This window comes from Neisseria weixii, from assembly GCF_002327085.1.
GTDB lineage: Bacteria > Pseudomonadota > Gammaproteobacteria > Burkholderiales > Neisseriaceae > Neisseria > Neisseria weixii.
In genome coordinates this window covers 1-25,685 of the sequence record NZ_CP023429.1, presented here as the reverse complement: position 1 = coordinate 25,685, position 25,685 = coordinate 1, and the positions used below count along the sequence as shown (strand labels likewise).

Annotated in this window: 23 protein-coding genes and 4 pseudogenes; 4 read left to right on the top strand and 23 right to left on the bottom strand. The window is 53.7% G+C overall.

Annotated features, from left to right (window positions below; genetic code table 11):
- Positions 1-61 precede the first annotated feature (61 nt).
- The 7 genes and pseudogenes from CGZ65_RS00140 to CGZ65_RS00105 all read right to left on the bottom strand — a co-directional run bounded on the left by CGZ65_RS00140 (position 62) and on the right by CGZ65_RS00105 (position 7,016).
- Positions 62-2,892: pseudogene (locus CGZ65_RS00140) on the bottom strand (valine--tRNA ligase).
- 192 nt (positions 2,893-3,084) lie between these two features.
- Positions 3,085-3,378 (bottom strand): helix-turn-helix domain-containing protein, encoded by a 294-nt coding sequence (locus CGZ65_RS00135; RefSeq protein WP_095501722.1) that lies wholly within the window; start codon positions 3,376-3,378, stop codon positions 3,085-3,087.
- A gap of 287 nt (positions 3,379-3,665) precedes the next feature.
- Positions 3,666-4,444 (bottom strand): annotated as a pseudogene (gene map, locus CGZ65_RS00130) (type I methionyl aminopeptidase).
- 255 nt (positions 4,445-4,699) lie between these two features.
- A complete protein-coding gene (locus tag CGZ65_RS00120) occupies positions 4,700-5,260 on the bottom strand; it encodes a hypothetical protein (protein ID WP_096294387.1) in 561 nt (186 codons plus the stop codon).
- Positions 5,261-5,395: 135 nt separating this feature from the next.
- A complete protein-coding gene (locus tag CGZ65_RS00115) occupies positions 5,396-5,998 on the bottom strand; it encodes a BON domain-containing protein (RefSeq protein ID WP_096294386.1) in 603 nt (200 codons plus the stop codon).
- A gap of 68 nt (positions 5,999-6,066) precedes the next feature.
- A complete protein-coding gene (locus CGZ65_RS00110; RefSeq protein ID WP_096294385.1) occupies positions 6,067-6,660 on the bottom strand; it encodes a phosphoheptose isomerase in 594 nt (197 codons plus the stop codon).
- Between the two features lie 8 nt (positions 6,661-6,668).
- Positions 6,669-7,016: a YraN family protein gene (locus CGZ65_RS00105; RefSeq protein ID WP_096294384.1), complete on the bottom strand. Its 348-nt coding sequence runs from the start codon at positions 7,014-7,016 to the stop codon at positions 6,669-6,671.
- 22 nt (positions 7,017-7,038) lie between these two features.
- Between CGZ65_RS00105 and rsmI the strand changes: the two genes are divergently transcribed.
- Entirely contained in the window at positions 7,039-7,962 is a 924-nt protein-coding gene (gene rsmI, locus CGZ65_RS00100) for a 16S rRNA (cytidine(1402)-2'-O)-methyltransferase (RefSeq protein WP_378595820.1), read from the top strand.
- 279 nt (positions 7,963-8,241) lie between these two features.
- On the opposite strand, the gene argG is transcribed toward rsmI, so the two are convergent.
- Both argG and CGZ65_RS00090 read right to left on the bottom strand, forming a co-directional pair.
- On the bottom strand, positions 8,242-9,585 hold the full coding sequence (argG, locus tag CGZ65_RS00095) for an argininosuccinate synthase (RefSeq protein ID WP_096294382.1): 1,344 nt from the start codon (positions 9,583-9,585) through the stop codon (positions 8,242-8,244).
- 138 nt (positions 9,586-9,723) lie between these two features.
- Positions 9,724-10,245 (bottom strand): hypothetical protein, encoded by a 522-nt coding sequence (locus tag CGZ65_RS00090; protein ID WP_232507460.1) that lies wholly within the window; start codon positions 10,243-10,245, stop codon positions 9,724-9,726.
- 67 nt (positions 10,246-10,312) lie between these two features.
- Here CGZ65_RS00090 and CGZ65_RS00085 point away from each other — a divergent pair.
- From CGZ65_RS00085 to CGZ65_RS00075, 3 genes and pseudogenes are all read left to right on the top strand, one after another.
- Positions 10,313-11,121 (top strand): annotated as a pseudogene (locus CGZ65_RS00085) (competence/damage-inducible protein A).
- Positions 11,122-11,591: 470 nt separating this feature from the next.
- Positions 11,592-12,233 (top strand): phosphatase PAP2 family protein, encoded by a 642-nt coding sequence (locus CGZ65_RS00080; protein ID WP_096294380.1) that lies wholly within the window; start codon positions 11,592-11,594, stop codon positions 12,231-12,233.
- Positions 12,223-12,504: pseudogene (locus CGZ65_RS00075) on the top strand (alpha/beta hydrolase); the annotation flags it as partial. The gene CGZ65_RS00080 and the pseudogene CGZ65_RS00075, both read left to right, overlap by 11 nt.
- Before the next feature lie 86 nt (positions 12,505-12,590).
- Here the strand turns inward: CGZ65_RS00075 and CGZ65_RS00070 are convergent.
- From CGZ65_RS00070 to CGZ65_RS13535, 14 genes are all read right to left on the bottom strand, one after another.
- Positions 12,591-13,424 (bottom strand): DNA adenine methylase, encoded by an 834-nt coding sequence (locus CGZ65_RS00070; RefSeq protein WP_096294379.1) that lies wholly within the window; start codon positions 13,422-13,424, stop codon positions 12,591-12,593.
- A gap of 47 nt (positions 13,425-13,471) precedes the next feature.
- On the bottom strand, positions 13,472-13,567 hold the full coding sequence (locus CGZ65_RS00065) for a Com family DNA-binding transcriptional regulator (protein ID WP_096294378.1): 96 nt from the start codon (positions 13,565-13,567) through the stop codon (positions 13,472-13,474).
- 80 nt (positions 13,568-13,647) lie between these two features.
- Positions 13,648-14,025 carry an H-type lectin domain-containing protein gene (locus CGZ65_RS00060; RefSeq protein ID WP_096294377.1) on the bottom strand — a complete coding sequence of 126 codons (378 nt, stop codon included), beginning with the start codon at positions 14,023-14,025 and terminating at the stop codon, positions 13,648-13,650.
- Positions 14,022-14,522: a hypothetical protein gene (locus CGZ65_RS00055; protein ID WP_096294376.1), complete on the bottom strand. Its 501-nt coding sequence runs from the start codon at positions 14,520-14,522 to the stop codon at positions 14,022-14,024. Before CGZ65_RS00055 ends, CGZ65_RS00060 begins: the two co-directional genes overlap by 4 nt.
- Before the next feature lie 13 nt (positions 14,523-14,535).
- Positions 14,536-14,736: a hypothetical protein gene (locus CGZ65_RS00050; protein WP_096294375.1), complete on the bottom strand. Its 201-nt coding sequence runs from the start codon at positions 14,734-14,736 to the stop codon at positions 14,536-14,538.
- Positions 14,726-15,067 (bottom strand): hypothetical protein, encoded by a 342-nt coding sequence (locus CGZ65_RS00045; RefSeq protein ID WP_096294374.1) that lies wholly within the window; start codon positions 15,065-15,067, stop codon positions 14,726-14,728. The genes CGZ65_RS00050 and CGZ65_RS00045 overlap by 11 nt, the downstream gene beginning before the upstream one ends.
- A gap of 1 nt (position 15,068) precedes the next feature.
- A complete protein-coding gene (locus CGZ65_RS00040; protein WP_096294373.1) occupies positions 15,069-15,296 on the bottom strand; it encodes a hypothetical protein in 228 nt (75 codons plus the stop codon).
- A 34-nt stretch (positions 15,297-15,330) separates the two neighbouring features.
- On the bottom strand, positions 15,331-17,208 hold the full coding sequence (locus tag CGZ65_RS00035) for a hypothetical protein (RefSeq protein ID WP_096294372.1): 1,878 nt from the start codon (positions 17,206-17,208) through the stop codon (positions 15,331-15,333).
- A gap of 13 nt (positions 17,209-17,221) precedes the next feature.
- On the bottom strand, positions 17,222-17,590 hold the full coding sequence (locus CGZ65_RS00030; RefSeq protein ID WP_096294371.1) for a hypothetical protein: 369 nt from the start codon (positions 17,588-17,590) through the stop codon (positions 17,222-17,224).
- The gene (locus CGZ65_RS00025) at positions 17,590-18,492 is read right to left on the bottom strand and encodes a hypothetical protein (protein ID WP_096294370.1); all 903 of its coding nucleotides are present in this window, start codon (positions 18,490-18,492) and stop codon (positions 17,590-17,592) included. The genes CGZ65_RS00030 and CGZ65_RS00025 overlap by 1 nt, the downstream gene beginning before the upstream one ends.
- A gap of 134 nt (positions 18,493-18,626) precedes the next feature.
- Complete coding sequence (locus CGZ65_RS00020; protein ID WP_096294369.1) at positions 18,627-22,121, bottom strand: hypothetical protein; 3,495 nt, start codon at positions 22,119-22,121, stop codon at positions 18,627-18,629.
- A 14-nt stretch (positions 22,122-22,135) separates the two neighbouring features.
- Positions 22,136-22,546 (bottom strand): hypothetical protein, encoded by a 411-nt coding sequence (locus CGZ65_RS00015; RefSeq protein WP_096294368.1) that lies wholly within the window; start codon positions 22,544-22,546, stop codon positions 22,136-22,138.
- Positions 22,547-22,644: 98 nt separating this feature from the next.
- Positions 22,645-24,465, bottom strand: a complete 1,821-nt coding sequence (locus tag CGZ65_RS00010; protein WP_096294367.1) for a hypothetical protein — start codon at positions 24,463-24,465, stop codon at positions 22,645-22,647.
- Between the two features lie 116 nt (positions 24,466-24,581).
- On the bottom strand, positions 24,582-25,682 hold the full coding sequence (locus tag CGZ65_RS13535) for a phage tail tape measure protein (protein ID WP_096296046.1): 1,101 nt from the start codon (positions 25,680-25,682) through the stop codon (positions 24,582-24,584).
- Positions 25,683-25,685 lie beyond the last annotated feature (3 nt).

Here is a 25,685-nt window from a genome sequence, read left to right as displayed (position 1 = left end):
TAAACTTTCAGACGGCCTTGTTATCATTGCAAGACTAAAATCAAGTTATTCAACTCAATCATCAATCTTTCAATTTCGCCAATTGGCTTTGCACTTTAGCCATTTTGTCTGCCAACTCGGCCAATTCGGCGCGGTCTTTTTCAACCAAATGCGCCGGTGCTTTGTCGGTGTAGCCGGGTTTGCTCAGTTTGGCGTTGAGTTTGTCCAAGGCTTTTTGCAGTTTTTCGGCTTCTTTGGTCAGACGCGCGGTTTCGGCGGCTTTGTCGATTTCCACTTTCAGCATCAGGCGTGCGCCGTTGCATACGGCTACTGGAGCATCGTCACCTTCCGGCAGGGTTTCAACCAGTTTGGCTTCGGTCAGGCGTGTCATTGACGGCAGGTATTTCAGCAGGTCTTCAATGTCGTTGCTGCCTTCGATAAACAACGGCGCTTTGACGTTCGGGGCAATGCCCATTTCGCCGCGCAGGTTACGCACGGCGCCAATCAGGTCTTGCAGCGCGGTCATTTTATCAAAGGCCGTCTGAACGATTTTGCCTTCATCGGCTACCGGCCATGCGGCAATCATGATGCTGTCGGTTTGCTTGGCGTTGGCCAGCGGCGCGACGGTTTGCCATAGCTCTTCGGTGATGTACGGCATAATCGGGTGCAGCAGGCGCAGGATCACTTCCAATACGCGCACGAGCGTGCGGCGGGTGGTGCGCTGTGTGGTCGGACAGCCGGTTTGGATTTGCACTTTGGCCAGCTCGATGTACCAGTCGCAGAAATCGTTCCACACGAATTCATACAGCGTTTGTGCGGCCAGATCGAAGCGGTAGGTGTCGAAAGCTTCGGTCACGGCGGCTTCGGTTTGTTGCAGGCGGCCGATAATCCATTGGTCAACAAAGGTATAGGCCAACGGATCGGTTTCGTTTTGGCCGCAGTCTTTGTCTTCCACGTTTATCAACACGAAATTGGTGGCGTTCCACAATTTATTGCAGAAATTGCGGTAGCCTTCGGCGCGTTTGAAGTCGAAGTTTACGCTGCGGCCGAGGCTGGCGTAGCTGGCCATAGTGAAGCGCAGCGCGTCGGCGCCGAACACAGGAATGCCTTCGGGGAAGAGTTTCTTCGTGGCTTCAACCACTTGCGGCGCTTTTTCAGGGCGGCGCAGGCCGGTGGTGCGTTTCACCAACAGCTGCTCTAAATCGATGCCGTCAATCAAATCCACCGGGTCAATCACATTGCCTTCGGATTTGGACATTTTTTTGCCTTCGTGGTCGCGCACGATGCCGTGGATGTACACGTCTTTAAACGGTACTTTGCCGGTGAAGTGGGTGGTCATCATAATCATGCGCGCCACCCAGAAGAAGATGATCTCGTAGCCGGTCACCAACACATTGCTTGGCAAAAAGACTTTTAATTCATCGGTTTCAGACGGCCAACCCAAGGTTGAAAACGGCACCAGCGCCGATGAGAACCATGTATCCAACACGTCTTCATCGCGGGTCAAACCGGTTTGGCCGGCCAATTTTTCTGCTTCTGCTTGGTTTCGGGCAACAAATACATTGCCTTGCGCGTCATACCAAGCCGGAATTTGGTGACCCCACCACAATTGGCGCGAGATACACCAGTCTTGGATATTGTTCATCCATTGGTTGTAGGTGTTGACCCAGTTTTCAGGGATAAATTTTACCGCACCGCTGTCAACGGCGTGTTTGGCTTTTTGCGCCAAGCTCATGCCTTTAAACTCACTCTCCGGCTCGCCGCCGTTTGGCGTGGCCGACATCGCCACAAACCATTGGCTGGTGAGCATAGGCTCAATCACCGAGCCGGTGCGGTCACCTTTCGGCGTCATCAGCGTGTGTGGTTTCACTTCGGCCAGCAAGCCTTGCGCTTCCAAATCGGCCAGCATTTTTTTGCGTGCGGCAAAGCGGTCGAGTCCGGCATAGTTTTCCGGCAAGGCAAAGCCTGATTGTGCTTCGCCTTTGAAGTTAAACACTTCGGCTTGGCTCAATACTTTGGCTTCCAAGTCGAACACGTTCACTAAAACGGTGTCGTGGCGTTTGCCGACTTCGTAGTCATTGAAATCGTGTGCCGGGGTGATTTTCACGCAGCCGGTGCCGAAATCTTTTTCCACATATCCGTCGGCAATCACCGGAATTTTACGGCCGGTGAGCGGCAACACCAGCTCTTTACCGATGAAATGGGCATAGCGTTCGTCTTCGGATTCACGGCCACGGCCACGTCGCCCAACAGCGTTTCGGGGCGGGTAGTAGCAACAATCACGCTTTCAGACGGCGTGTCGGCCAGCGGATAGCGGATGTGCCACATCGAGCCTTGCTCTTCCACGCTTTCCACTTCCAAATCAGACACGGCGGTGCCCAACACCGGATCCCAGTTGACCAAGCGTTTGCCGCGGTAAATCAGGCCTTGTTCAAACAGGCGCACAAACACTTCGGTCACGGTTTCGGCGCGCACGTCGTCCATGGTGAAGTATTCGCGCGACCAATCAGCCGAGCAGCCGACGCGGCGCATTTGTTCGGTAATCGTGCCGCCGGAAATGTTTTTCCATTCCCATACTTTTTCCAAGAAGGCTTCACGGCCCAAATCATGGCGTGAAATGTTTGCTGCCGCCAATTGCCGCTCAACCACGATTTGCGTGGCGATACCGGCGTGGTCGGTGCCGGGAACCCAGGCGGTGTTGCAGCCTTTCATGCGGTAGTAGCGTGTCAAGCCGTCCATAATGGTTTGGTTGAACGCGTGCCCCATGTGCAGCGTACCGGTTACATTCGGCGGCGGCAGTTGAATCGAGAATGCGGGCTTGGCCAAATCCATGTGGGGTTGGAAGTAGCCTTGTTTTTCCCAGTTTTGATAATGTTTGCCTTCGATTTCGGCGGGATTGTATTTGTCTAGCATGATGGATTCTGTTTGGTGGGAATATGACAAAACATCCGCCCTGCACTATAAAACGTTTACGCTTCAAAAGGCAGCGGATGTCGAAAATGAAATAGGCTTGATTATAACGCAAAAAGGCCGTCTGAAACGAGATTTGCGTTTCAGACGGCCTCGGGTTTACCTCTGCTTGGCGACAGCCATAAACAATACAGCTTATTTATTTTTGTCGGCCTTGGCTTCTTTTTTCAAAGAAGCATACAGCTCCGGATCGCGGTTTTTCAGCAAGGAAGCAACAGCCAAATCATCGCGGTTGACTTTTGACAAATCCACGCGTTCGATATGCACCAGACGCAACAGCTCACGTACCGGCTTAGGCATATTGCGGCCGGACTCGTAACGTGAACCACCGGACTGGGTCACACCGATGCGGCTCCAAAAGTCCATTTGATTTAAACCGAGTTTTTTGCGGATGTCGCGGATATTGTCAATTTTCTCAAACGACTTCATGAGGTTTCCTTCTTATCGTATATTTAGTCTAGCAGTATCCCTAAAAACCTTGCTCAGTCAGGCAAACACATTGCCTGCACTAAATTAAAGCATAAGATCTATATGAATACCCCATCGTACAAATATATTAGACAGATTATTCGAAAGAAGTTTTATTGCACTCGTCATAATCCGAATAAATATTTCTTACATAAATATTTCAAAAAATAATTTGCATAATAATCAATATTTTATTTTGAAGAATGAATCCAAACTTCGCAAAATTTTTACAAAACTAAACAATTTAATTATGGTTTGCCGCTTGCCGGGCTGATGGTCAAGATTTCATAGCCGGTTTCGGTCACCAAAACTTCGTGTTCCCATTGGGCAGACAAAGAGCGGTCTTTCGTTACCACGGTCCAACCGTCGGGAGGATACGCAAATGACGTTTGCCTTGGTTAATCATGGGTTCAACGGTAAAAATCATGCCCGGCTCGAGCACCAGACCTTGGCCTTTTTGGCCATAATGCAAAACTTGCGGCGCTTCATGGAAACCGCGGCCGATACCGTGTCCGCAGAATTCCTGCACCACCGAATAGCCCGCATTCTCAGCCACCTGCTGGCAGGCATAACCGACATCGCCCAAAGTTGCGCCCGGCTTCACTGCTTCGATACCGGCCATCATCGATTCGTGGGTCACGTCAATCAGGCGTTGGGCAAACGGTTTGACTTCGCCAACGGTAAACATGCGGCTGGAATCGCCGTGAAAACCGTCTTTTTTAATGGTTAAATCGATATTCAGAATATCGCCTTCTTTCAAAGGCTTGTCATCCGGAATACCGTGGCAGATGACATGGTTGACAGAAGTACAGCATGATTTCGGATACGGTGGATTGCCGTAATTCAAAGGTGCAGGATAGCCGCCTTGCACATTGACATGGTAGTCGTACACCAGCTTGTCGATTTCATTGGTGGTGATGCCCGGTTTGACAAACGGGGTAATGTAATCGAGTGCTTCGGCGACCAAGCGGCCGAGCTCGCGCATTTTCTCGATTTCTTCTGGGGTTTTGATTACAACTTGATCCATCATTTCATACATTCCTTCATGTTTTCAGACTGCCTAGTCATGGGACGCATATTAAGCGTTCCCTAGGCAGAGACCTTTGCAAACTCCCGGATTCAGGTACAGTTCCAAGTGAGCGCAGGGCAGAAAGCGCAGACCTATCATCAAGACAGGCAAGCTTTCGAGCAGCGCATAACGAAGAGCTGTACCAAAGATGGGGAGTTTGCAAAGGTCTCAGGCCGTCTGAAAGGTTTAAAACTGTGGCTGGCCGCAAGCACATCAGAACAAATTATCAATGACTTCTTTTTGCTGCGGTTTAGGTTGCGGTGCCTGTGCCGGCCGCGGCTCAGGTTTCGGATCGGGACGTGGTTCGGGCTTGGGCCCGCTATGGGGTTGAACAGGCACGGCTTGCTCTGCCGGACGCGGCGGCGCCACTGTCGGGCTTTGCAGCGATGGCGACGGCTGGGCCGGCTGGGTTTCTGCCGGACGCGCACGATTGATTTCGCTGTCGCTGCGTGGGCGGGCGCGACGCGGTTGCTCCGGCGATTCACGCGATTCGGCACGGCTGCGTGACGGCGAAGAATTGATAAATGGGTTGCGCGCGGCCTGTTCGTCGCTATCCGCTGCGTTTTGTGCGCCTGCTTGACGGCGTGGCGCGTTGACGGCATCAGGGTTCAGGATAACGGTTTCCTGACTGTTGCTGCCGTTGGGTTTCCATACTTCAACACGATTGGCTTCGCGTTGCTGTTTTGTGCTTGCTCTTCCTGACGGCGCTCTTCGTCGCGCGGTTTGAAGGTGCCGAGCACGCCGATAATCAGCACAATAATGGCCAAAACGCACACAACCAAGGTGGCCGTGATTAAATGTTTGGGTCTGAGTTGGAATTGCTGTTTTGCCATGAATAGAAACTGTCCGTTGGTGTGGCGAATCAAGGATTCGGTAAGGCCGTCTGAACGGTTTCAGACGGCCTCTTTATTATTGTGGAACGTAGTTTTGATAGAGGGTCACGACTTTTTGCACGCCAAGTGTGGTGCTGACTTTTTGGGTAACCAACGCCTGCTCTTCAGGCGTGAGAATGCCCATCACATAAGTCACGTTGTCGTAAGTGACGATTTTGGTGCGTGCTTGGGTGGCCGGACTCACGCCCAGCAAAGTGGCGCGCACTTTGGATGTACCCCAAGTATCGGCGCTGACGTTACCAAAAGTACGGCTAGGCGTGGCTACAGTGATGTAGTTGTAAATGCCTTCCGCAGCCTGTTCGGAACGGGCGATTTGTTCGACAAAACGTTTTTCGCCTTCGGTGGCTACCTGACCCAGCAACAACAAACGGCGGTTGTAGCTGACCACATTGATTTTAGGTTGGTAATCAGCGGTTTGGTTGTTTTGGCGCAGGTAAGACAATGCGGTTTGCTCGACACGCAAAGCCATCACATTGTCGTCGGCCTGTGCGCCGGTGGTGCGGCGGTCAACCGCAGATTTGGTGCCGACAGCCGCGCCGCCGACCACAGCGCTGACGCAGCCGCTCAAAGTTGCTGCCAACAAAGCCGCTGCCAATAAAGTTTTGAATGGTTTGTTCATAAACGTCCTTTCGGATGATGTCAAACAGGTTTCAGACGGCCTTTTTAATGAGGCCGTCTGAACAGAAATCACATGCCTTCGAGCAGCATGGTGTCGATGCAGTCACACATCGCGTGAATCAGCAGGATATGGTTTTCCTGAATGCGGGCGGTACGCGGGTGCGGCACGTTGAGCAACACATCGTTGTCTTTCAGCATGGCCGCCATTTTGCCGCCGTCACGGCCGGTCATGGCAATGACATGCATGTCGCGCTCGTGCGCCGCTTTCATCGCTTCGATGACGTTGCCGGAATTACCCGAAGTGGAAATCCCGATCAACACATCACCGGAGCGGCCCAAAGCGCGCACCTGTTTGCTGAAAATATGATCGAAGCCGTAATCGTTGCCGATGGCGGTGAGTGCGGAAGTGTCGGTGGTGAGCGCCACGGCCGCCAATTCCATGCGTTCTTTTTCAAAACGGCCGGTCATCTCGGCGGCAAAATGTTGCGCATCGGCAGCCGAACCGCCGTTGCCGCACACCAAAATTTTACCGTCGTTCATCAAGCATTGCAGCAGCAATTGCGCGGCTTCTGCGGCCGGCTCGGCCAACACTTGCGCCGCCTGCCGTTTGGCTTCGATACTTTCGCTAAAATGCGCCGCCACGCGCTCTTGTAATGTCGTCATCTAATCAATCAACCTGTGATGTTTTGCACCCATTCGGGCGGTTGGCTTCCCTGAATCAGCACCGCATCCAAGCGGCATGGCGCGTGATTCAGGCCGTGTTGTTGCAGATAATACTCTACACTTCGTTGCAATTTCAATAATTTGGACGAAGAAATACTGTAGGCCGCCCCGCCGAATTGCCAGTTTTTGCGGTATTTTACTTCAACAAACAGAATCATGTTACCGTTTTTGACAATCAGGTCGATTTCTCCATACGGACAATGCCAGTTGCGCGCCACCAGCCGGCAGCCCTGCTGCTGCAAAAAAGCCAGCGCCGCATCTTCGCCTGCCGCGCCCTGTTTGTGGTTTAAACGCATATCTTGTTCCCCTTATTATATAATGAACGCACTTTCCTTCAGACGGCATTCAAAGCCGCATAACATCATGATTCAAAAACACCATCAAAAAGCCTGCGACAGCCTGAGCGCGCAAACATTATACGTGGTCGCCACCCCCATCGGCAATTTGGCCGACATTACCCTGCGCGCCTTGGCCGTATTGAAAACCGCCGACATCATCTGCGCCGAAGACACGCGCGTGACCGCCCAATTATTGAGCGCCTACGGCATACAGGGCAAACTCATCAGCGTGCGCGAGCAAAACGAGCAGCACATGGCCGATAAAATCATCCGGTACCTTTCAGACGGCCTGATGGTGGCGCAAGTATCCGATGCGGGCACGCCTGCCGTGTGCGACCCCGGTGCGAAACTGGCCCAACGCGTGCGCCAAGCCGGCTATAAAGTGGTGCCGGTGGTCGGCGCCAGCGCAGTGATGGGCGCACTCAGCGCCGCCGGGGTGAGCGAGCCGAATTTCTATTTCAACGGCTTTTTGCCGCCGAAATCGGGCGAACGGCAGAAACTGTTGGCCAAATGGGCAGAAGCCGATTACCCGATTGTGATGTTTGAAACACCGCACCGCATCGAAGCCGCGCTGGCCGACATGGCCGCCCTGTTCCCTGAGCGCGAATTGGTGTTGGCGCGCGAAATCACCAAAACCTTTGAAACCTTCCTCAGCGGCACGGTCAGCGAAATTCAGACGGCCTTACAGGCAGACAGCAACCAAACCCGCGGCGAAATGGTGTTGGTTCTGCATCCGGCCGTTAAGGAAAAAAGCAGCGATTTGCCCGAACACGCGCAAAACGTCATGAAAGTCTTGGCCGACGAACTGCCGACCAAACAAGCCGCCGATTTGGCGGCGAAGATTACCGGCGAGAGCAAAAAGGTGCTGTATGATTTGGCCTTGACGTGGAAGAATCAGGGGTAAGTTCTGTCTTTATAAAAGGTTGAGCCCTCCGCCAAATACTTTCACAAATCGGTGTACACAACGACAGCCGTCATTCCCGCGCAGGCGGGAATCCATTTTTCAGCATAACAAACTATTAAATAAATAGGTTTCTTAAATACCAAGATGGATTCCCACCTGCACGGGAATGACGGCTTTAAAGATTTCTATTGCTGCTGATGAAGTTTTACAAAAGTAAGGCCGTCTGAAAACGTGTGTTTCAGACGGCCTTGATCATTCAATCAGCTCAAATCAACTGAATTATTTTTTCTCGCCCAATTGCGGCAATACCGAACCTTCGCCCAATTGCAGCAAACCGGTTTGCGAGTAGATGCCCAATTTGGCGCGGGTATCGGCGATGTCCAAATTGCGCATGGTCAATTGGCCGATGCGGTCGAGCGGGGTGAACGCGGCATCTTCCACTTTTTCCATGCTCAGGCGTTCTGCTTGGTAGGTCAGGTTTGGCGACTCGGTATTCAGAATCGAGTAGTCGTTACCGCGGCGCAGTTCGAGGGTTACTTCGCCGGTGATGGCTTTGGCCACCCAGCGTTGGGCGGTTTCGCGCAGCATCAGGGCTTGGCTGTCAAACCAGCGGCCTTGATACAGCAGGCGGCCGAGGCGAAGGCCGTTGATGCGGTATTGCTCGATGGTGTCTTCATTGTGGATGCCGGTGAGCAGGCGCTCGTAGGCGATGTGCAGCAAGGCCATGCCGGGGGCTTCGTAGATGCCGCGCGATTTGGCTTCGATGATGCGGTTTTCGATTTGGTCGCTCATGCCCAAGCCGTGACGGCCGCCGATGCGGTTGGCTTCCAAGAACAATTCCACCGGATCGGCGTATTCTTTGCCGTTTAAGGCTACCGGTACGCCTTCTTCAAAGCGCACGCTCACTTCTTCCGGCTTCACTTCGACGCTTTCGTCCCAGAAAGCCACACCCATAATCGGTTTGACGATTTTGATGCCGCTGTTCAAAAATTCCAAATCTTTGGCTTCGTGGGTGGCGCCGAGCATGTTGCTGTCGGTGGAATAGGCTTTTTCTACCGACATTTTGTAATCAAAGCCGTTGGCGATTAAAAACTCGCTCATTTCCTGGCGGCCGCCCAATTCATCGATGAACTGCTGGTCGAGCCAAGGCTTGTAGATTTTCAAATTCGGGTTGGTAACTAAGCCATAGCGGTAAAAACGCTCGATGTCATTGCCTTTGTAGGTCGAACCGTCGCCCCAAATGTTGACATCGTCTTCTTTCATCGCCGACACCAGCATGGTACCGGTCACGGCCCGGCCCAGCGGCGTGGTGTTGAAATAAGTGATGCCGCCGGTGGAAACGTGGAACGCGCCGCACTGAATCGCAGCAATACCTTCGTGCGCCAATTGCGCGCGGCAGTCGATCAGGCGGGCGGCTTCTGCACCGTATTCCAGCGCTTTTTTCGGAATGGCGTTGTAATCGTCTTCGTCAGGCTGACCCAAGTTGGCGGTGTAGGCGTAAGGCAGCGCGCCTTTCAGTTTCATCCACAATAACGCGGCCGAAGTATCCAGGCCGCCGGAAAAGGCGATGCCGACTTTTTGGCCGGTCGGCAGCGACTGTAAAATGGTATGATTTTGGCTCATAAAAAATCCTGTCAGACTAAAAATAAATGGGCACGGCTGCCCGCTTTGTAAAATTGGGTTTATTATCTTATAAATACGGCAGATAATCCAGTTTAGGCCGCCTGAAAAAGCGGATTTTCTAAACAAACCGCCCTCCTTTCATTTTAAAAAACAGCATTTGGCGTATAGCTCCGACAAAGTTGCGGCACCCACATCGCCAAAATCATGCAAACCTGAGATTTCCGCAATCTGTCGGCGAACTTGATCAGCAGCTTGCGGCGGCTGCGCCGGCAAATGTGTAAACGATTGTACGACTGTGTGCAGCAGCAATGGCTGAGCAAGGTGGTTTGTAGGACCCAGCGCAGTCTGATACACATTGCCGACTCTGCCGCGCTGCGTGTCGCTAAATGTTGCTGCGCCGCAAAAATCCGCCACCTCCAAGGCTTCTCTGCCGCGCCGGCTGACTTGCTCAATCTGGCCGTCTGAAAACACAATTTCACGGCAACGTTTGTCGAAATCACGCCATATCGTCCATGCGGCCATGGCAAACAAGGCCAAACCGATTAACATGCCCCAGCTGTTTTCCGTCAGCAACAGCAGCAAACCGAAGGCGGCATAGCATGCAGTTTCCAAACTGTCCCACACATTCAGCGGCTGCTTTAACCGATATTCACGCATCATTTTCCTTTTAGATTGAATACTCATGCCGTCTGAAAAAACGTTCAGACGGCCTCTGGAGAGAAAAATTATGAAAGAGCGACAACATTTATTCAACCTCATCATCATCGGCGACGAAATCCTGCACGGCACGCGGATAGACAAGCATTTTGCTTTTTTCAAATCTTTGTTGGAATCGCGCGGCCTCAAGCTCAATCAGGTGCAGTATCTGCCGGATGAGCCTGAATTGCTGGTGCGCCAGCTTCAGCGCAGTTTTTCAGACGGCATGCCGACCTTTGTGACCGGCGGCATCGGTGCGACCCCCGACGACCACACGCGCCAAGCGGCGGCAGCGGCGTTGGACCTCCCGTTAATACGCCACCCTGAAGCAGCGAAAAACATCGAAGGCGTGACACTCCAGCGCAGCGAACTGCTCGATTCGGCCGAACACGCGCAGCGGCTCAATATGGCCGATTTTCCCGAAGGCGCGGAACCGGTGCCAAATTCGTTCAACAACATCGCCGGTTTTTCGATTCGGAGCATTATTTTTTTCCCGGTTTTCCGGTGATGGCACATCCGATGGCCGAATGGGTATTGGATACCTATTACGCCGAGCGCTTCAATCAGATAGAAAGCGGTTTTCGCAGCGTGTATGTATTCGGCCAGCCCGAATCGCGCCTGACGCCGCTGATGGAATACATCGAGCAAACTTATCCCGGCGTGCGCTCGTACAGTCTGCCCACGGTGGCGCGCACCGACGGTAACGGCCGGCGCGTGCATTCGCATATTGATTTCGGCATTAAGGCCGAAGGATCGGCTTGTGCGCTGCTGGATACGGCGTGGGCGGATGTGTTGCAGCATTTGCGTGATTTGGGGGCAGAACTGAAAGATACTGTTTGAAAAATAATTGGGCGGCAAAAGGCCGTCTGAAAACCAATATTTCAGACGGCCTTTTTGAATCAAATAAAAGACTGAGTTACAAATCCGGCTCGCTGACCCACAACGCCGCCAGCGTTGCCAGCGATGCGAAGCCGATGACCATAATCACATTTAAAAAGAAGACTGGCATGATAACCTCCGTATGCTAGGTAAAACGGCGTTTGCGGTTTTTTACCTTAACGCTTGACGCCTTGTTATATGCCGCCTGAACTGCACGGCAATGGTTTGTGTGTTCGGGACGGCATTGTGTCCCATACCCTTTTAATGACAGAATAGCAAGTTTTGTATGGCAAAGCCGTAGCTTTTACCTGCTTTTCCAATCAGAAAAAAGCAATAATTATCAAAAACCAATGCAATAAACTATCAATATCGGGATTTTTATAGCTTCCCCTTTACCAACATACCGAATTATCGAGATTTCAAGCATTTCAATGAATTTCCAAGCTCCTCCCCCGCACACCGTCCGCCCTACCCTTATCCTGGTTGTCTGTGTCGCATTATTGGTCTTGGCGGGCATCATCGCGGCTCATGTCATTGCCGGCCACCGTTTCGCTTTTGAAGAACTGCTCATGATGTGGATTCACACCCACACCGGCGAATGGTTTACCCCGATTGCCGGCGTGATGCACTATGCCGGCAAAACTTCGCTGGCGGTGCCGGTGATTGCCTTGCTGGTGGTGTGGCTGCTGCTCAGCGGAAGGCGCGATTACGGCCTGTTTATCGGCTTAAGCACCCTGCTGCCGACGCTGATTATGCTGGCGGTCAAATTTTTCATATCACGCCCGCGCCCTGAATTTTGGCCGCGCATCATCGCCGAGACCAACAGCTCGTTTCCCAGCGGCCACAGCACTTTTTCCGCTGCCTTGGCAACCATCACTTTCTTGCTCTGTATGCGTTCGCGCCATCGCGGCATTATCTTGTTGGCAGGCATTTGCTTTGCCTTGTTGATGGGCTATTCGCGCATGTATTTGGGCGTGCATTACCCGACTGACGTGTGGGTCGGCTGGACCAACGGTGTGCTCACCACGCTGGCCTTGTATTATTGCTTTTTCCGGAAACGTTTTGTCCAATGAAACATTTTGCGCCCCGAATACCCCGTTTTGGCTGCATAACGGCAACGCCGAAACCATTTTCGCCAAAACCCTGCAAGGCAAACCGCCGCTTTACCGCCGCGAGTTGCTGCCCGACAGCACCGGCCAAACGCAGATTGCCTATGATTTTGTCGATGCTGCCGACCCCGTTGCCCCTTTGCTGGTGTTGTTTCACGGCTTAGAAGGCAGCAGCCGCAGCCATTATTCGGTGGAGCTGATGAAAGCCGTACAGGCGCACGGTTGGCATGGCGTGTGTAAGGTAGCGCGCGTTTTGTCATAGTTTTGCGTTTTTTTGTCATAGCTTCCCTGTAGTTTATCCATGACAAAAAAACGCAAAATCTAAAATTTAACCACCATATTATCCTCATAAGAAACCCCCTTAGCCATCTTGACAGGTAACTTATGTATTTGTGCATCTGCAAACTTACTCCAAGCCTGCGGTTCGTACTCTTTTAAATAGTCAAGATACTCACAAATCTCACTCCGATTGCTGCTGAATAAGATGAAAGGCGGACGTGTCAGGTGGATTAGCTTCAGAAATGCGACCATATTGAAATATTTCTCGTTCTTGTAGGCAAATTGCTCCGTGCCCACATAAGGCGGATCAAGTACAAATAAGATATTCTCGCCATGCTGATAATGGTGCATGAGATTTTCGTAGTCCTCAGAAACAATTTCCAACCCGTCCAAATAACCATCACACGTATTAAACGGGGTTTTGCGCACCTTGTTATAAAATTCCCAGCCCAATAATTGCGCAATATCAACTGCCTGTTTGGTACTAAAAAGCAGCCATGATGATAACACCCTGACATCAATTGCACCGTCGAAATTACGGATGGCCGATTTTACTGCCGCTTCCACATCCTGCGGCAATCTCACTTCTCTTGGCACGTCTTTTGTAAGTGCCTGAATCTCTGCCAATAGGCGGTTGTAATCAGGGATATTATTTAATCTTTCGGCATACCCATCGAAGTCATTATAGATGACTCGCGCTGCGGGTTTATTGCGTTTGGCGGTATGTGCCAATAGGCCGCTGCCGCCGAATACGTCGACAATCACCCACCCCGCACCATCATCAGGAATTTGTTTCAAAGACTCTTTAAATAATTGTAGAAAAAACCGTTTCTGTCCAACAAAAGGGATCGGGGCTTGATTCCAAACTTTAGTCACTTTTTAATCTCCGGTGCTCGCGGCACTCGAAGACAAAGCTCAAAGGCTTATTTAAATTGATTGAATGTTTTGCAACGCGGACATTTGATTTGTACACAGCCACATCCTTTAGCCAGCAGCTTGTTACAATTCATACACCGCATTTCATTTGAGATTTTTTCGGGCGGGGGAACCTGTTGAACATGACATTATTTAAATTCCGTTCTGGTAAATCTATTTTCTGCTATGCCGTCTCTTCTTCCATTGCCATCCAATGCAATATCAAGTTATTGCCCCAGTAGTTGCAGCGGATGCTGAACATCTCTTCGGTCACGGTGACTATCTCAATAAATCGCCAGCTTGGCGTATCTGTGCGTTGCTGGGCAAGGGTCACTACCGGCACTTTTTTAAAAGGCTTTTTAAATCTGATGTTATAAACAGATGAATTGGCAATTGCGCCATTAAGTAAGCCTGTCCATCCTGATAAATCGTTTTTCAGAACGGCATCATTGAACACCACACGTCCTCTTTGGATATTGAGTGGTGCGGCTTGCTCCTTGCGGCTGTTTAACTCTTCTGCCACCGCTATAGACAATGCTTCGATTCGCTCTTCCAAGGTCATTTTAGGGCTGCCTTAAATCGTGCGGCGAAGTCGGTATCGGTATCGCCTAAGTTAAGGGTGGTTTCGACGGCGTTTTTTTGCTCGGCCGTCAATTCCTGCGCCTCATCGATGCGCAGACGTTTGCCGATTTGCTCGGCCATCGTTGCCGCGCCGCTTTTGTCTTCTTTAATGTAATCACCGATTTCTTTTAGCGTATCGTAAGCGGTATCTGCGCCGTCTAAGATTTGATTGCGGATGTTTTGGCCTTCGGCGGCAATCAATTGCTCGGTTTTTTGGCTGGAATATACGGTTGTGGCTGATGCTGCCGATACGTCGTCAATCAATGCGCCGCCGGCCTGATTGTTGTCAACCATGCTTTTAAGCTCATTGATGGCCCCGACCAAGCTGTTTTTGTCGCTGGTTTGCAAGTTGGTTTTTTGGCCGATGTCGGTGCGGATGCCTTTAATGGCGGCTCCGGCGGCATCGATAAACTGGTTAATACGGTCAATCAGTTTCATTTTTTTTCCTAAATCAGTTGAGGGCAAGAATAAATCGGGCGACGAAATCAGGGGCTTCTTGGCTGCTTTTGCTTTGTGCGAGCCACTCGGTAAAATCGTCAAACGACTTGTCGCGGTTGCCGGGCTGCGCGAGCCACACGCGGTATAAATCGTCATCGTATCGATGGCCGGCATGTTCGATGTTGCCGCGGTATACTTTAAAATCAGTCAGCATGGCTGGTACTCTTGATAATGTTGACGGCAATGTCGCCGCTGTATTGGGTCAGGCCGTCTGAAAGGCGGGTGAACATCACATCGGTCACATATTGGCCGGCATCGAGTGCGGCGCAGACACCGGCAGTCAAAGTCAGTAAAACGCGCGGTGTTTCGGGGTAGACGGATACGTCAAAATCCGCCACGGTATCACCGCCGTGTTTGCGCCGCAATTGGGCAACGGCGGTCACGCCTGTCAGCGACGAAATGCCGTAATCATCCAAAATATCGAATAAAACGGTAATTTCCACCGTTTCGCCGCGCTTGAACCTCAATTCGGGATTTTTTGTCATGTCACACTCCCAACTCAATCAACCGCAAATCCGGGGCTTGGCTCAAGATTTTGTTGGTCTTAATGTCGTAAAACACTTTATTGCCGATTGCCGCCTGACCGCTCAGCACCAAATTACTGCCGCCCTGCGAGCGCGCCGCCCATGCGCCGCCACCCAAGTCGCCGGTGATTTGGGCAACGCCTTGCTGCTGACGGCTTAAAATGCTGCTTAATCTTTGATAGTTATTCATACGTCAAAAATCTTTAAAGGCCGTCTGAAACGGTTTAATCGTCCAAATAACGGTCTATGCTCAAGGTTTGCGTCACCACCGGCGCATCGTCGGCAACGGATACGTCCAGCGTTACGCCGGTAACCACGCCTTGCCACATGCCGACCGGCTCTTGGATTTGCCAAATCTGCCCCAGCGCGGCCAAAGGGATGGCGTACTTGTCGGATACCGGCAGCGTCACCGTCTCTTTTTTATGGATTCCCGTGGCACTCAAGGCGGTGATACCGGCGGCAGTCAACACGGCTTGGTCGGTGTAGAGCGCGCCGCTCAAAGCCGATGCGCGCGGCTCGCGGCCGCTGCCGCTGCGGTAAATGTCGCCGCCCACACCTTTGTCATGGTTTGCCCAAACGAATACGCCGTTGGCTTTTTCCGACACGCTGCGCCGGCCGCTGATTTTGATAATCACGCTGGACGGCACGGCGACATCAGGGGCGGCAGAATCAATCTCCCACGCAGCCTTAGGCCATTTCGGTTTGAGCCGTACCACGGCTTCGGCTCGGTCACTCTCGACAAAACCGCCTGCAGCGGCCGCCAGCTCCTGCAGCACGGCCATCGGCGTTTTGTCCGTCACGGAATACACATCGGCAGGAATCAGCCAATCGGCGATGCCCCAGCCGTCCAGCTTGACGCTGCCGAACTTAAGCTGCCCGTTGGCGATTTGCGCCGCATAAATCGGGTTGCGGTAAGTGCCGTCGCCTTTTGCCGCGTAGTCGTCGCCCAGCAGGGCCGTTTGGCTGCGCCCGGTAACGGTGTAGGATTTTTGGCCGAACTGTCGGTTGTCGCTGTAATCCTCGGCCATGAAAACAAAATTATCGCCATTAATGCGGCAACTGATTAAGGCCGGGCTGCCTTTGGCGCGTCCGTCGATATTGAGCCGCACGAAATCATCAGGCGGCAGGGTCACGCTGCCCTGCCAGCAGTAGCCGCCGGTGTCGCAGGTAAAGGAAGCCGACAAGAGATTGAGCGGCCGGCCGTCAACGGCGGCGGAAACGGTGTTTTGCATGATGTAGCCTTTTAAAATCGGGGTGGCCGATTGGTCAAAACAGGCAAACGGCAACGGTATGGCGTGGGCGGCGTGGGCGATTTTGCGCCGCTGAAACCGCAATGCCATGCGGTTGGACGGCGGACGGATGCCGCAGATATAGGTCTTTTCGGTGTTGTCCGGTTCCGGCTCGAGCGGAATCTCGTAGTATTCGCACGGCACGCTTAAGGCCGGTTGGTATCGGGGGTGCAGACAGGCCGCCAAATCCTGCGCCGCGTGCAAGTCCGAATCCAAACACAAGCCCACTGCACCGCTCGCACTGGTACGGGGTTGCGTGCAGGTATCGACAAACAGGCCGGAAACCGCCGACGTGTCGTCATGATTGCCGTTTGCCCGAACCGCGCTGCCGCTTGTGTGCGGTTGCTCACAGCGTCTCAAATCGGCAATACCGCCGGTTTGCACATGGCCGCAGCCGCCGAGTTTTTCAGACGGCCTGTAATGTGCGGCGGTATCACGGCGCACATCGGCCAAAGCGTCGGTAAACGGCTCTAAACACACCGACACATCCGACGCGGCATCCCACGCCGTCTGAAAAGGCAGCCGCAAAGCGGCATGGGTATAACCGGCACCCCGGCAAACCGCTGCCGACCCGACCGCGTGCTGCACAAATCCCCATCCTTGAGACACACGCGCATAACCGTCGTCAGGCTTGGGCTGCGGCAAAGGGTTATCCGGCTGCTGCCCCGTATCATGGGGCGGCGTGTCATCACCGGCATAGCCCAAAGGCCGTCTGAAAGGCAACGGCAGGCGGTTGGCTTCAGACCGCCCGTCAATCCGCTGCGCAAACGGCAGCGGTATGGCATTGGCGGTGTATTTTTTAGGGTCGGACATTTCAGACGGCCTCTCAGCCGTCTGAATCTACATACGGCTTAATGTAGTCGTAGCTCACCGGCTCGTATTGTTTTTTGTAGTCGCGCGCAACCATCATGTACTCTTTATCGGTGTTGAGACGGTCAAAACGGTAACTGCCGTCAGGCTTGCTCCATGTGTCGGCGATGCATTCCATCGCGGGTAGGGCAAACAGGTAGATGCGGCGTGACGCGGGTTGGCCGTCGACGGTGACGATGCCGTCTGCTTCGCCGGCGATGCAGCCCTTGCCGCCGTATTTATGGTGTGCCGACCTTAAAAAACAGTTACTTTGCAACAAATGGTTTTGATAACTCAATTGCCTGTAATAAAATACCGGGCGGCTGCGGAAAAACAGGTCGGCCATCACATTTCCCACGCATTAAGGTTGACCAGCATGCCCCGGCCATTAACTCTGCAATAAAGGTATTGGTCACCGCTGCCGTCAAGATCCTTAAAAATCTTGCCAAACGGCACTTCGTTTGACGTAGGCATATCCTCGAAAATCATCATACAGCCGGGTAAAGAGCCGGCAAGCATGTTCAATGAGTTGGCAGTCTCCAACAGATAGCAGTCGTCGGCACAAAACCCGCCGGTAGCCGGGTTAGGGTATTTAACAGAATAATAACCGTTAGCTTTAGAAACTATCCTTCCTCCTGCCCCCGATAAATAGTCATAGCTGCGCGCATATTGGATATGCAAACTCCCGCCGGTATAAGCAGCTGACCCAAACCCGCCCACAAAACCCAAACACAAATTACCGGACTGCCGATCAGCAACCGACGGGAATAAGCCAAAATAAAGAAAGCCGCATTCTCTAGACGACGATGAATCAGAGGTAACCAAAACAAATGCTCTGCCATTGCCAACAAGCCACCACTTACCGGAACCTTTAAATGACGAATAACTAAAACCACACCAGGCCTCGGAATTGACAATTTCACCGTTTGAAATTGATGTCGGGTTTAAAATAATCCGACAACGCGCTCCTGAGTCGGTCTGGTTGCCGGTATTGCCCCGCCAAGAATCATCCGCTGACAGCGCCCAGCCTTCCGCCTCGTCATCCTTCGGCGCGAAAACAGCTTTATAATCCTCCTCAAAGCTGATTTTCCACCCTAACGGCTCTTTACGGTTGTCTCCATCGCCGTAACCGCTAATCAAGCACGCTTTTAAAACGGTTTTAATTGAGCCTTGGGTATAGCTGACCTGAGGCGCACCCGGGTCATCCCACTTATATAATTTTACGGGCGTGCGGGTAGTATTAAACATGGTTGAATCCCTAAAAAAACATATGCACTCATTATGCAGAAAAGCCCCGGAAACCGGGGCTTGCACGGATGCACTTTGCGGCTTGGCGGCAGTTTGTCTTCAGCTTCGCAGAAGCCTGCGGCTTTCAGACGGCCTTACCCGGCCACCGTATTGCCGCGCAGACAGGCGGTGAAACCGTCGCGCCCGGCCTGCTTGTCGGGGCTGGGGTGGACGCTGCGCAATACCCATACGGGCAGCGGCGTGCCGAATGTGTTGAACCGGATGCAGTTGCCGCGCTCCCAGCCGCCGCCGAATGCCGCGGCTGGCAGGCGGAAATACGGTTTGCCGGTGGCCGGATTGGCGGGTGCCAATCCGGTCAGCGTGTCCGATGCCAACACCAAGCCCAACTGCTCGCCGTAGAGCCGGTATTGGCTCTCGCCGGTAAACTGTATCAGCCAACGCTCGGTAACCGCGCCGTTGCTGGTCAGTTTAAACGGGTAGTCTTTGACGTTGAGTTTGGCCAAAATCTCTTCGCCGCGCATAGCATCCGCCCATACGTTGTCCCACGCCCGCTGGCTGAAAGGCTCGGTGGCGCGCACCAGCAAATCGCCGCCGATGAGCGCGCTGGAAACGTAGGTGTTTTCCTGCGGGTAATCGCGCGACAGGGCGAATTGCAGTTTCAGACGGCCTGAAATATCCACACCGGTGATGCGGTTTTCTTCTTCCCATGCCATTGATGCGGTCAGGGGCATGGCGTATTGCGACAAATCCAGCGGCTCGGAAAAAGTCAGCTCGCCCGTTTTTAAATCCATGCTGTATTTTTCGGCCAGGACGTGTTTGCCGTCGGCGTCCAGCAGACACAGGCGGTCGATGTTTTGGCGGTTAAGCGTGATTTGCTGTCCGCCGGTAAACGACCCGCCCAAATCCTGCTTGAGATGGCTGCCGATGACAATCATGTCGCCTTTGCGGTAAATCGGCACGCGCCCGTCTGACGGCAGCCGCACTGAGTCGATGCCGATAATCGATGAATCCAAGGGCAGATTGTCTTGGGTGACGGCGTTGTAACGCATGGTCGACGGATAAAAGCCGTCGGCGGATTCGACGCTGTAGAAACCTGTCTCATAATCAATAGTGCCGTTGAATGCGCCGGTAATATTGCCGTCGGCATCGGATTTGGCCACGGAATCACCTGCATACACCGTAAAGCTCTCCGGCTTGACCGGAGCAGAATCCGTGCGGCCGGAATAGCTGTACATGAGTGTTTCAGGCCGCTTTACAATGCCTGCCGTGATTTTGAGGCTGCCGCCGTCAACGGCATCATCGGTCAAGTCGACTTTACCGTGATCATCCATGTTGCCGACCATCTGGCCGCTGCCGGATGCGGTATCCCAATTTTTATACAGCACGCCGCCGCGCTCGACGATGTCGGTTTTGCCGTCTGAAAACCGCCATGTGTCAAATACCGCAGTATCGTTGGCATAGCCGCCTTTGAGCGCATCCAACACCAAAGAGCCGCGCACGCTGCCCGATTTGGACTCGGCGGCGGAAGATTCTTTTTTGACCCAAACGATTTTGCCGTTGGGCGTGACCCTTACTTCGCGGTCGGCTATCTCACTTATTCTGACCCGGGAAAAACCTTCACCCGGATCCACATAGCCTTGCCGTGAATCATACACCTTCAAATCTAGCGATGCAGCCGGAATTCTTACTGCGCCGCTTGAATAGTCAATGCTGCCGCCACTCAACAGGTTACCGTCCAAAAGCAGGCCACCCGAGCCGTTGTCAGAAATCACCAAATTAAAAGACCTGGCGGTATAGTTACTTTCGACAATCCGGCGGTCGCCATAACGAAAACGAAAGCGACTGGAAGAGTCAATCAGATATTTAATGTAGATCACCTTTACATTTAGGCTCCCCGACAACACCGCCATAAAACTGCCCGGCGCGGTACGGCCGATGTCTAACACCAAGTTGCCCTTCTTCCATTGGGCTTCGCCTTTTGCATCTGCTGCCGTGTACTCTTCGCGGGCGATGCCGATGTTTCCCGCTCGCACCACGGTCGTTTTAATCACACCCGACGCATAGTCGATGGTGCCGGTGATGTCACCTGTTATGCCGCCTGCGCCGTTGTCCCGGGCGGTTTTGGCTCCACCGTCCGTCCAACTCAGGCGCACGGTGCCGGGCTTGACGGCTTGTCCGATGTCGTACACGCCGTCGCCGCCGCTTGGCGTGCCGACCATCACCGACCCCGCGGCCTTGCCGTCAAAGGTCTGAAAACCGTCGCCGCCCCATTGGAATACGATTTTACTGCCGACATCGGGCATGGCGGGCAGATTAAGAATCACCGAGCCGGACACATACGACACCGTGCCGACCTGTGTGTTGGCCTCGTCACGGATAATACCGTCACCAAAATCTTTCAGGGTGTACCACACGCCCAAAGCCATAAACGACACGGCCAATGCGCCCGGGGCGGGCAGCGGCTTGAGCAGCGGTGCCCATGCTGTGCCTTGGTTGGTCTCTTTGACTTCGACATAGGTAGAGTAACGGGCGGCTGACGACTTGGCACCGAATTGGCCGCTGATGGTGTAGCGGCCGGACGGCAGGTTTTCAATCACACCGCGATGGTAATCGACGGAGTAGCTGTTGCGGCCGTCCGAAAGCAGGCCGGCAGCATTGTCTTTAAAATTGCCCCATGCGATGCTGCCCGGCAAAACCGGCTGCGGGAAATACAGATTACCGCCGTTATGGTATCCCGCAAACACCACGCCCACGGGCGCGGATGGTATCCACATTTCAGACGGCACCGGATATTGGTCGGCGATGGCGGTTTCAACTGTTGATGTCGGCACCAGTTTTTCGTAAATGCCGGACACGGTCAGCGCGGCGTCGCCTTTTTTCAGCGGCGCGGATACGGGTTTGACACCGTAATAGCTGGCCGAATCGGCAACCTGAGTTTCCAAAATCTTAACGGGGGCGTTAGCATATCCCTCGACCGGGTAGTTTACGCCCTCATAATCGTTGACCAGCGGATTGGTAATTTCCATTTTAACCACGCGACGCCGGATTTCTTTGGTTTCTCCGTTTGGCAACGGGATTTCAAACGTGCGGATTTCCGACTCCAAATTCTGGATACGGAAATACTCGTAACGCCGCGCGGCGGCGGAATTTCGGGTATCGGTAAATTCAAGGCAATAACGCTCGCCGACCTTCGGCAGCGGGGCTTCGACGCGCTGGTAGGCCTGAATCAGGCGCACGCCGGACAAATGCCGCCCCATCATGGTCATGCGGCTTTCGACCGTCGGCACGCTGTAGGCTTCGATGCGCGGCATGATGTCCTGCCGCTCTTCGCCGTAATTGCGCGCTTTAAACGCCAAAAACGACACATTCGGCGATTTCGGCGGCTCGCTGATGATGAAATGGCCGCCGTAAAGCGGCTCGGCATCGTTGCGCAACACGGCAGGGTAGAGCAGACGCGCGTCAAAGCTGCCCATTGTGCGGTCAACATCCGACACCGGCGGAAAAATCTCATTATCGGCACCGGTCAGGGGCGTCCCCGTCATCAGGCCGCCGCCGTCCGGCGTGTCGGTCATGCGCTGGCTCGGGTAAATCTGCAAATCCTGCTGGGTAAGGCGGGTGGTTTTATTCATGGTTTAAAGCCTGTTTAAAAAGTCATTAATAAGATTTCGGCGGTGTAGCGTTCGCTGCCCGCTTCAGGCGTGGCATAACGTACAGGCTCGACATTGCCGAGCGCGGAATCGTGCAGGCGGAACACGACATTAAATTCGCGTCCGTCGTAATGGCTAAGCGTCATCTCCAGTTCGGGTGTATCAGACCATTCGCGTAGCCGGCGCACCGTGCCCAGTGTGTGCCATACCCACGAGCCGGACAGCGTAATCGGTCTGCCGTTGAGCTTGACTCCTTGCTGGATAATCAAACCGCCCGACAAAGTCCGCTGCGGCGCGGCTTGCGCCACTTTCGACCACTCAAACTCATCACGCCAGCGTATATCCTGCGGCAGCTCAATCCGTTCATTGGTATCGTTGCGTTTCAGAATCCAAACATCGTTTGCCATTTCAGACGGCCTTTCGTGGTTAATACCTGATTAAAACAAAAGCCCCGCCTGATTGGGCGGGGCATGGCTGCACTTTACGGCTTGGCGGCAGTCTGAAATCAGGTACTGCGCTTTAAACCGTCCTCAAGCTGCTTAAACATACTGTCGACCACAGCCTGATCGCGCTCTTTGAGCACGCTGCTCAGACGGCCCAAGTCGATATTGACCCCGCCTGTGCCGATTTGGCGCAACACATCGGCACTCGCACCGGAATTGCTGTTGCCGCCGCCTGAATAGACGGGCGTGCTAACCGATTGGGCTTGCACCCGCTCGGCTTGGCGGTTGCTTTTTTGTTTTTGGTAAATCTGCTCGAGCAACTTGATTTGCTTTTGATATTCCGCCGCCACTTCGGCCTGCTGGAACCGTTGCGCCTCGGCCAATTTCGCCTGCAAATCAGCAAGCTGCTTTTGGTGCTGATACGCATAAGTCGCTTCGGCATTGCCGTTCAGTTCGTCAAGCTGTGCCTGCAAAGACGCGGTAGCATCGCTGGCTTCTTGCCTTAAGGCCTGCATTCGGGCGCGGGCATCTTCAATGGCCGCGCGGAATCGGCTTAATTTGACCTCGCCCAATTTGTCCGCCGCCGCATTGGTCGCAGTGATGGCACGCTGTAGGTCGGCATTATTGACCATGCCGGCTGATGTTGATTGGTTTAACCGCTCCATCGCCGCGTTGGCGTTGGCTATTTTTTCGGTCCAATCTTTAACTTGGGCTGTTACCAAATCAGCGGCCGCGCCGAATTTAACGCCCGAAAATGCACGGTTAAGCTTTTCCATCTCCTCGGTCGTCAGCTTGACATAGCCGTGGGTTTGGCTCATTCGGTAGCCGTAGTCGGTAACGGCTGCCGACGCTTTTTCTGTTGCCTTGGCTGATTCCCCGACGGCATTGGCCGCACGGCGTTCGGCGGATTCGCGCTGCCGCGCGGATTCGGCGGCTTTTTGGTGTGCCTGCACGGCTTGGTCGCCGCCTTTGGCCGTGTTTTGCGCCAATTCCTGCGCGCGCGCGTTGACCTGTTCAATCACTCGGTCGTATTGCGCCGCGCTGATTGAGCCGCTCTCAAAAGCCGCCTGCGCCTGTTTCGCGATTTGGTTAAGCGTAGCAGGGTCTCCGGCCGCCTTAATACTGCCGCCAAGCTGGTCATAAGCCGTTTTGGCCGCACCCGCACCTTTTGCCGCCGCCTCATTAAGGCGCGCGATTTGGTCTTGGGTCAGTTTGGCCGTTTGGCCGTTGGCCTCCAATTGGGCGCGGAATGCTTCAAATTCTTGGCGGCTTTCCAGCTTGCCCATCATCTGCTCGAACGACGCGCGGATCAGGTTGGCACCGTCGATACCGTGCTGCGCCGCCGTTTTCGAGGCCGTCTGAAAATCCGCAAACGCCTGTTTGGCCTTGCTGCTGATGCCGGTGGTGACGGAATCGACATCCACGCCGATTTTGGCGAAGGCTTCGGATACTTTGCCGGCGGCTTTTGGGGCGGCATCGCCGATTTTTTCGATTTCTTCAGCGGTCAGGCCTGCTTCTTTACCGACCTCGTTCAGACGGCCTTTAAGTGCTTCCACTGCCTCAGGGCTGTCCATTTTGGACAAGGCCGCCTGAAACAGCCGCCCCATCTGGTCGGCATCATTACCGAACTGCCGTGCGGCCAGACTGAAACTGTCCAAGGCTTTATTGGCGTTATCGCTCATGCCGGTGGTAACTTGCTGCGTGCTCAAGCCCAATTCTTCCAGCGCGGCGGTGGCGCGTGCCAAATCGCCCGTATCCACACTGATTTTGGCGTTTTTAGCGTCAAGTTCGGCTTTCAAAGCAGCCATTTTTTCTCGGGCAACTCCAAGCTGCACGGCAAATTCGGCATACATGGCGGTGTTTTCACGGCCACCGGCGCGCAAGGCATTGAGCGTGGTTTCCAGCGCGGCGGCTTCTGATGCCGATTGCCGGTATTCGGCTTGCAGGGCTTTGATGGCGGCAGCTTCTGCGGCTGCGGCCTGTTCGGCTTTTTCTTTTTTCAGCGCATTCTGTTTGGCCAGCTCTTCCCTGCTGCGGCCAATTCACGGGCGGATTGAGCCGATGTTTTGAAATTTTCGTTGTATTTTTCCAGCCCGCCCGTTGTCCAAAGCGAATCGATAATCGCCGGGATACGCGCCAATTCATCTCCGAAGCTGCGCACAATCTCGCTGTTTTTGTAAAGGCCGTCTCCAATTGAGCGGCCTGTCTCAAATGCTGCCCACAATGCCCCTGCATTGGCTGCCACCGATTTCAGCGTACCGCCCAAAGTCGCAATCGAGCCTTTGACCTTGCCCATGCCGGCTCCGTTTGCCGCCGTCAGCTGCACCGTCAATTCACGCGCGGCCTGTGTAGCCGACTGTAAAGATGTGCGCACACCGTTAATGCTGACCTGTTGTTTGGCAAACGATGCCGCCGACGAGCCGCCCGTCAGTCGCACGGCGGTTTCATAGGCTTGCACCGCCAAACGTGCACCGGCATACAGCGCGGCCAACTGGGTGAGAACAGGAAATTCTTGGGCAACTTTAGCCACGCCGCCCGCAACAGAGGCGGCAGCTTCGGCGGCTGTCGTAATCGCGGGCAGCAGCGCGCTGCCGATTTCTGCCGCCGCCACCGAAAATGCTGCTTTGGCACGGTTGATTTGGGCTTCCGTCGTACCCATCACGTTAGCCAGCTCTTCCTGCATGGCACCGGCCACTTTGCTTTTATCACCGACCAAGGCCAAGGCCTTTTCATACTCGCCGAGCGAGCCGACCAAAAGGGCAATATCGTCGCTGTATTCCGTGCCGAACAGTTTCGACAGCACCAGGGCGCGGCTCTGTTTGTCCAAATCCTGCAACTTGCTCAAAAAGCCGGTTAATGCCTGTTGCGGATTGGCGGCGATATTGGCGGCCATCTCATCCGCACTCAAACCTATACTTTTAAGTGCATCTTGGAATCCTGCCCCTTGCGTCTGCGCGGTTTGCAGCTTTTGCAACAGTGCATTGATGGCGGTAGCCGCCACTTCGGGCGGTTTGCCCAAAGCAATAAAGGCATCGGCAAGCGCTGCGGCTTCCTCCGCCGCCAAGCCGAACTGATTGGCCGTACCGCCGATGCGCGCCATTGC

Bases quoted from the DNA above. Each gene is read 5' to 3' on its own strand.
- CGZ65_RS00135 (WP_095501722.1), bottom strand. From the start codon at position 3,378: ATGAAGTCGTTTGAGAAAATTGACAATATCCGCGACATCCGCAAAAAA.
- CGZ65_RS00115 (WP_096294386.1), bottom strand. From the start codon at position 5,998: ATGAACAAACCATTCAAAACTTTATTGGCAGCGGCTTTGTTGGCAGCA.
- CGZ65_RS00110 (WP_096294385.1), bottom strand. From the start codon at position 6,660: ATGACGACATTACAAGAGCGCGTGGCGGCGCATTTTAGCGAAAGTATC.
- CGZ65_RS00105 (WP_096294384.1), bottom strand. From the start codon at position 7,016: ATGCGTTTAAACCACAAACAGGGCGCGGCAGGCGAAGATGCGGCGCTG.
- rsmI (WP_378595820.1), top strand. From the start codon at position 7,039: ATGAACGCACTTTCCTTCAGACGGCATTCAAAGCCGCATAACATCATG.
- argG (WP_096294382.1), bottom strand. From the start codon at position 9,585: ATGAGCCAAAATCATACCATTTTACAGTCGCTGCCGACCGGCCAAAAA.
- CGZ65_RS00090 (WP_232507460.1), bottom strand. From the start codon at position 10,245: ATGATGCGTGAATATCGGTTAAAGCAGCCGCTGAATGTGTGGGACAGT.
- CGZ65_RS00080 (WP_096294380.1), top strand. From the start codon at position 11,592: ATGAATTTCCAAGCTCCTCCCCCGCACACCGTCCGCCCTACCCTTATC.
- CGZ65_RS00065 (WP_096294378.1), bottom strand. From the start codon at position 13,567: ATGCGGTGTATGAATTGTAACAAGCTGCTGGCTAAAGGATGTGGCTGT.
- CGZ65_RS00060 (WP_096294377.1), bottom strand. From the start codon at position 14,025: ATGACCTTGGAAGAGCGAATCGAAGCATTGTCTATAGCGGTGGCAGAA.
- CGZ65_RS00055 (WP_096294376.1), bottom strand. From the start codon at position 14,522: ATGAAACTGATTGACCGTATTAACCAGTTTATCGATGCCGCCGGAGCC.
- CGZ65_RS00050 (WP_096294375.1), bottom strand. From the start codon at position 14,736: ATGCTGACTGATTTTAAAGTATACCGCGGCAACATCGAACATGCCGGC.
- CGZ65_RS00045 (WP_096294374.1), bottom strand. From the start codon at position 15,067: ATGACAAAAAATCCCGAATTGAGGTTCAAGCGCGGCGAAACGGTGGAA.
- CGZ65_RS00040 (WP_096294373.1), bottom strand. From the start codon at position 15,296: ATGAATAACTATCAAAGATTAAGCAGCATTTTAAGCCGTCAGCAGCAA.
- CGZ65_RS00035 (WP_096294372.1), bottom strand. From the start codon at position 17,208: ATGTCCGACCCTAAAAAATACACCGCCAATGCCATACCGCTGCCGTTT.
- CGZ65_RS00030 (WP_096294371.1), bottom strand. From the start codon at position 17,590: ATGGCCGACCTGTTTTTCCGCAGCCGCCCGGTATTTTATTACAGGCAA.
- CGZ65_RS00025 (WP_096294370.1), bottom strand. From the start codon at position 18,492: ATGTTTAATACTACCCGCACGCCCGTAAAATTATATAAGTGGGATGAC.
- CGZ65_RS00020 (WP_096294369.1), bottom strand. From the start codon at position 22,121: ATGAATAAAACCACCCGCCTTACCCAGCAGGATTTGCAGATTTACCCG.
- CGZ65_RS00015 (WP_096294368.1), bottom strand. From the start codon at position 22,546: ATGGCAAACGATGTTTGGATTCTGAAACGCAACGATACCAATGAACGG.
- CGZ65_RS13535 (WP_096296046.1), bottom strand. From the start codon at position 25,682: ATGGCGCGCATCGGCGGTACGGCCAATCAGTTCGGCTTGGCGGCGGAG.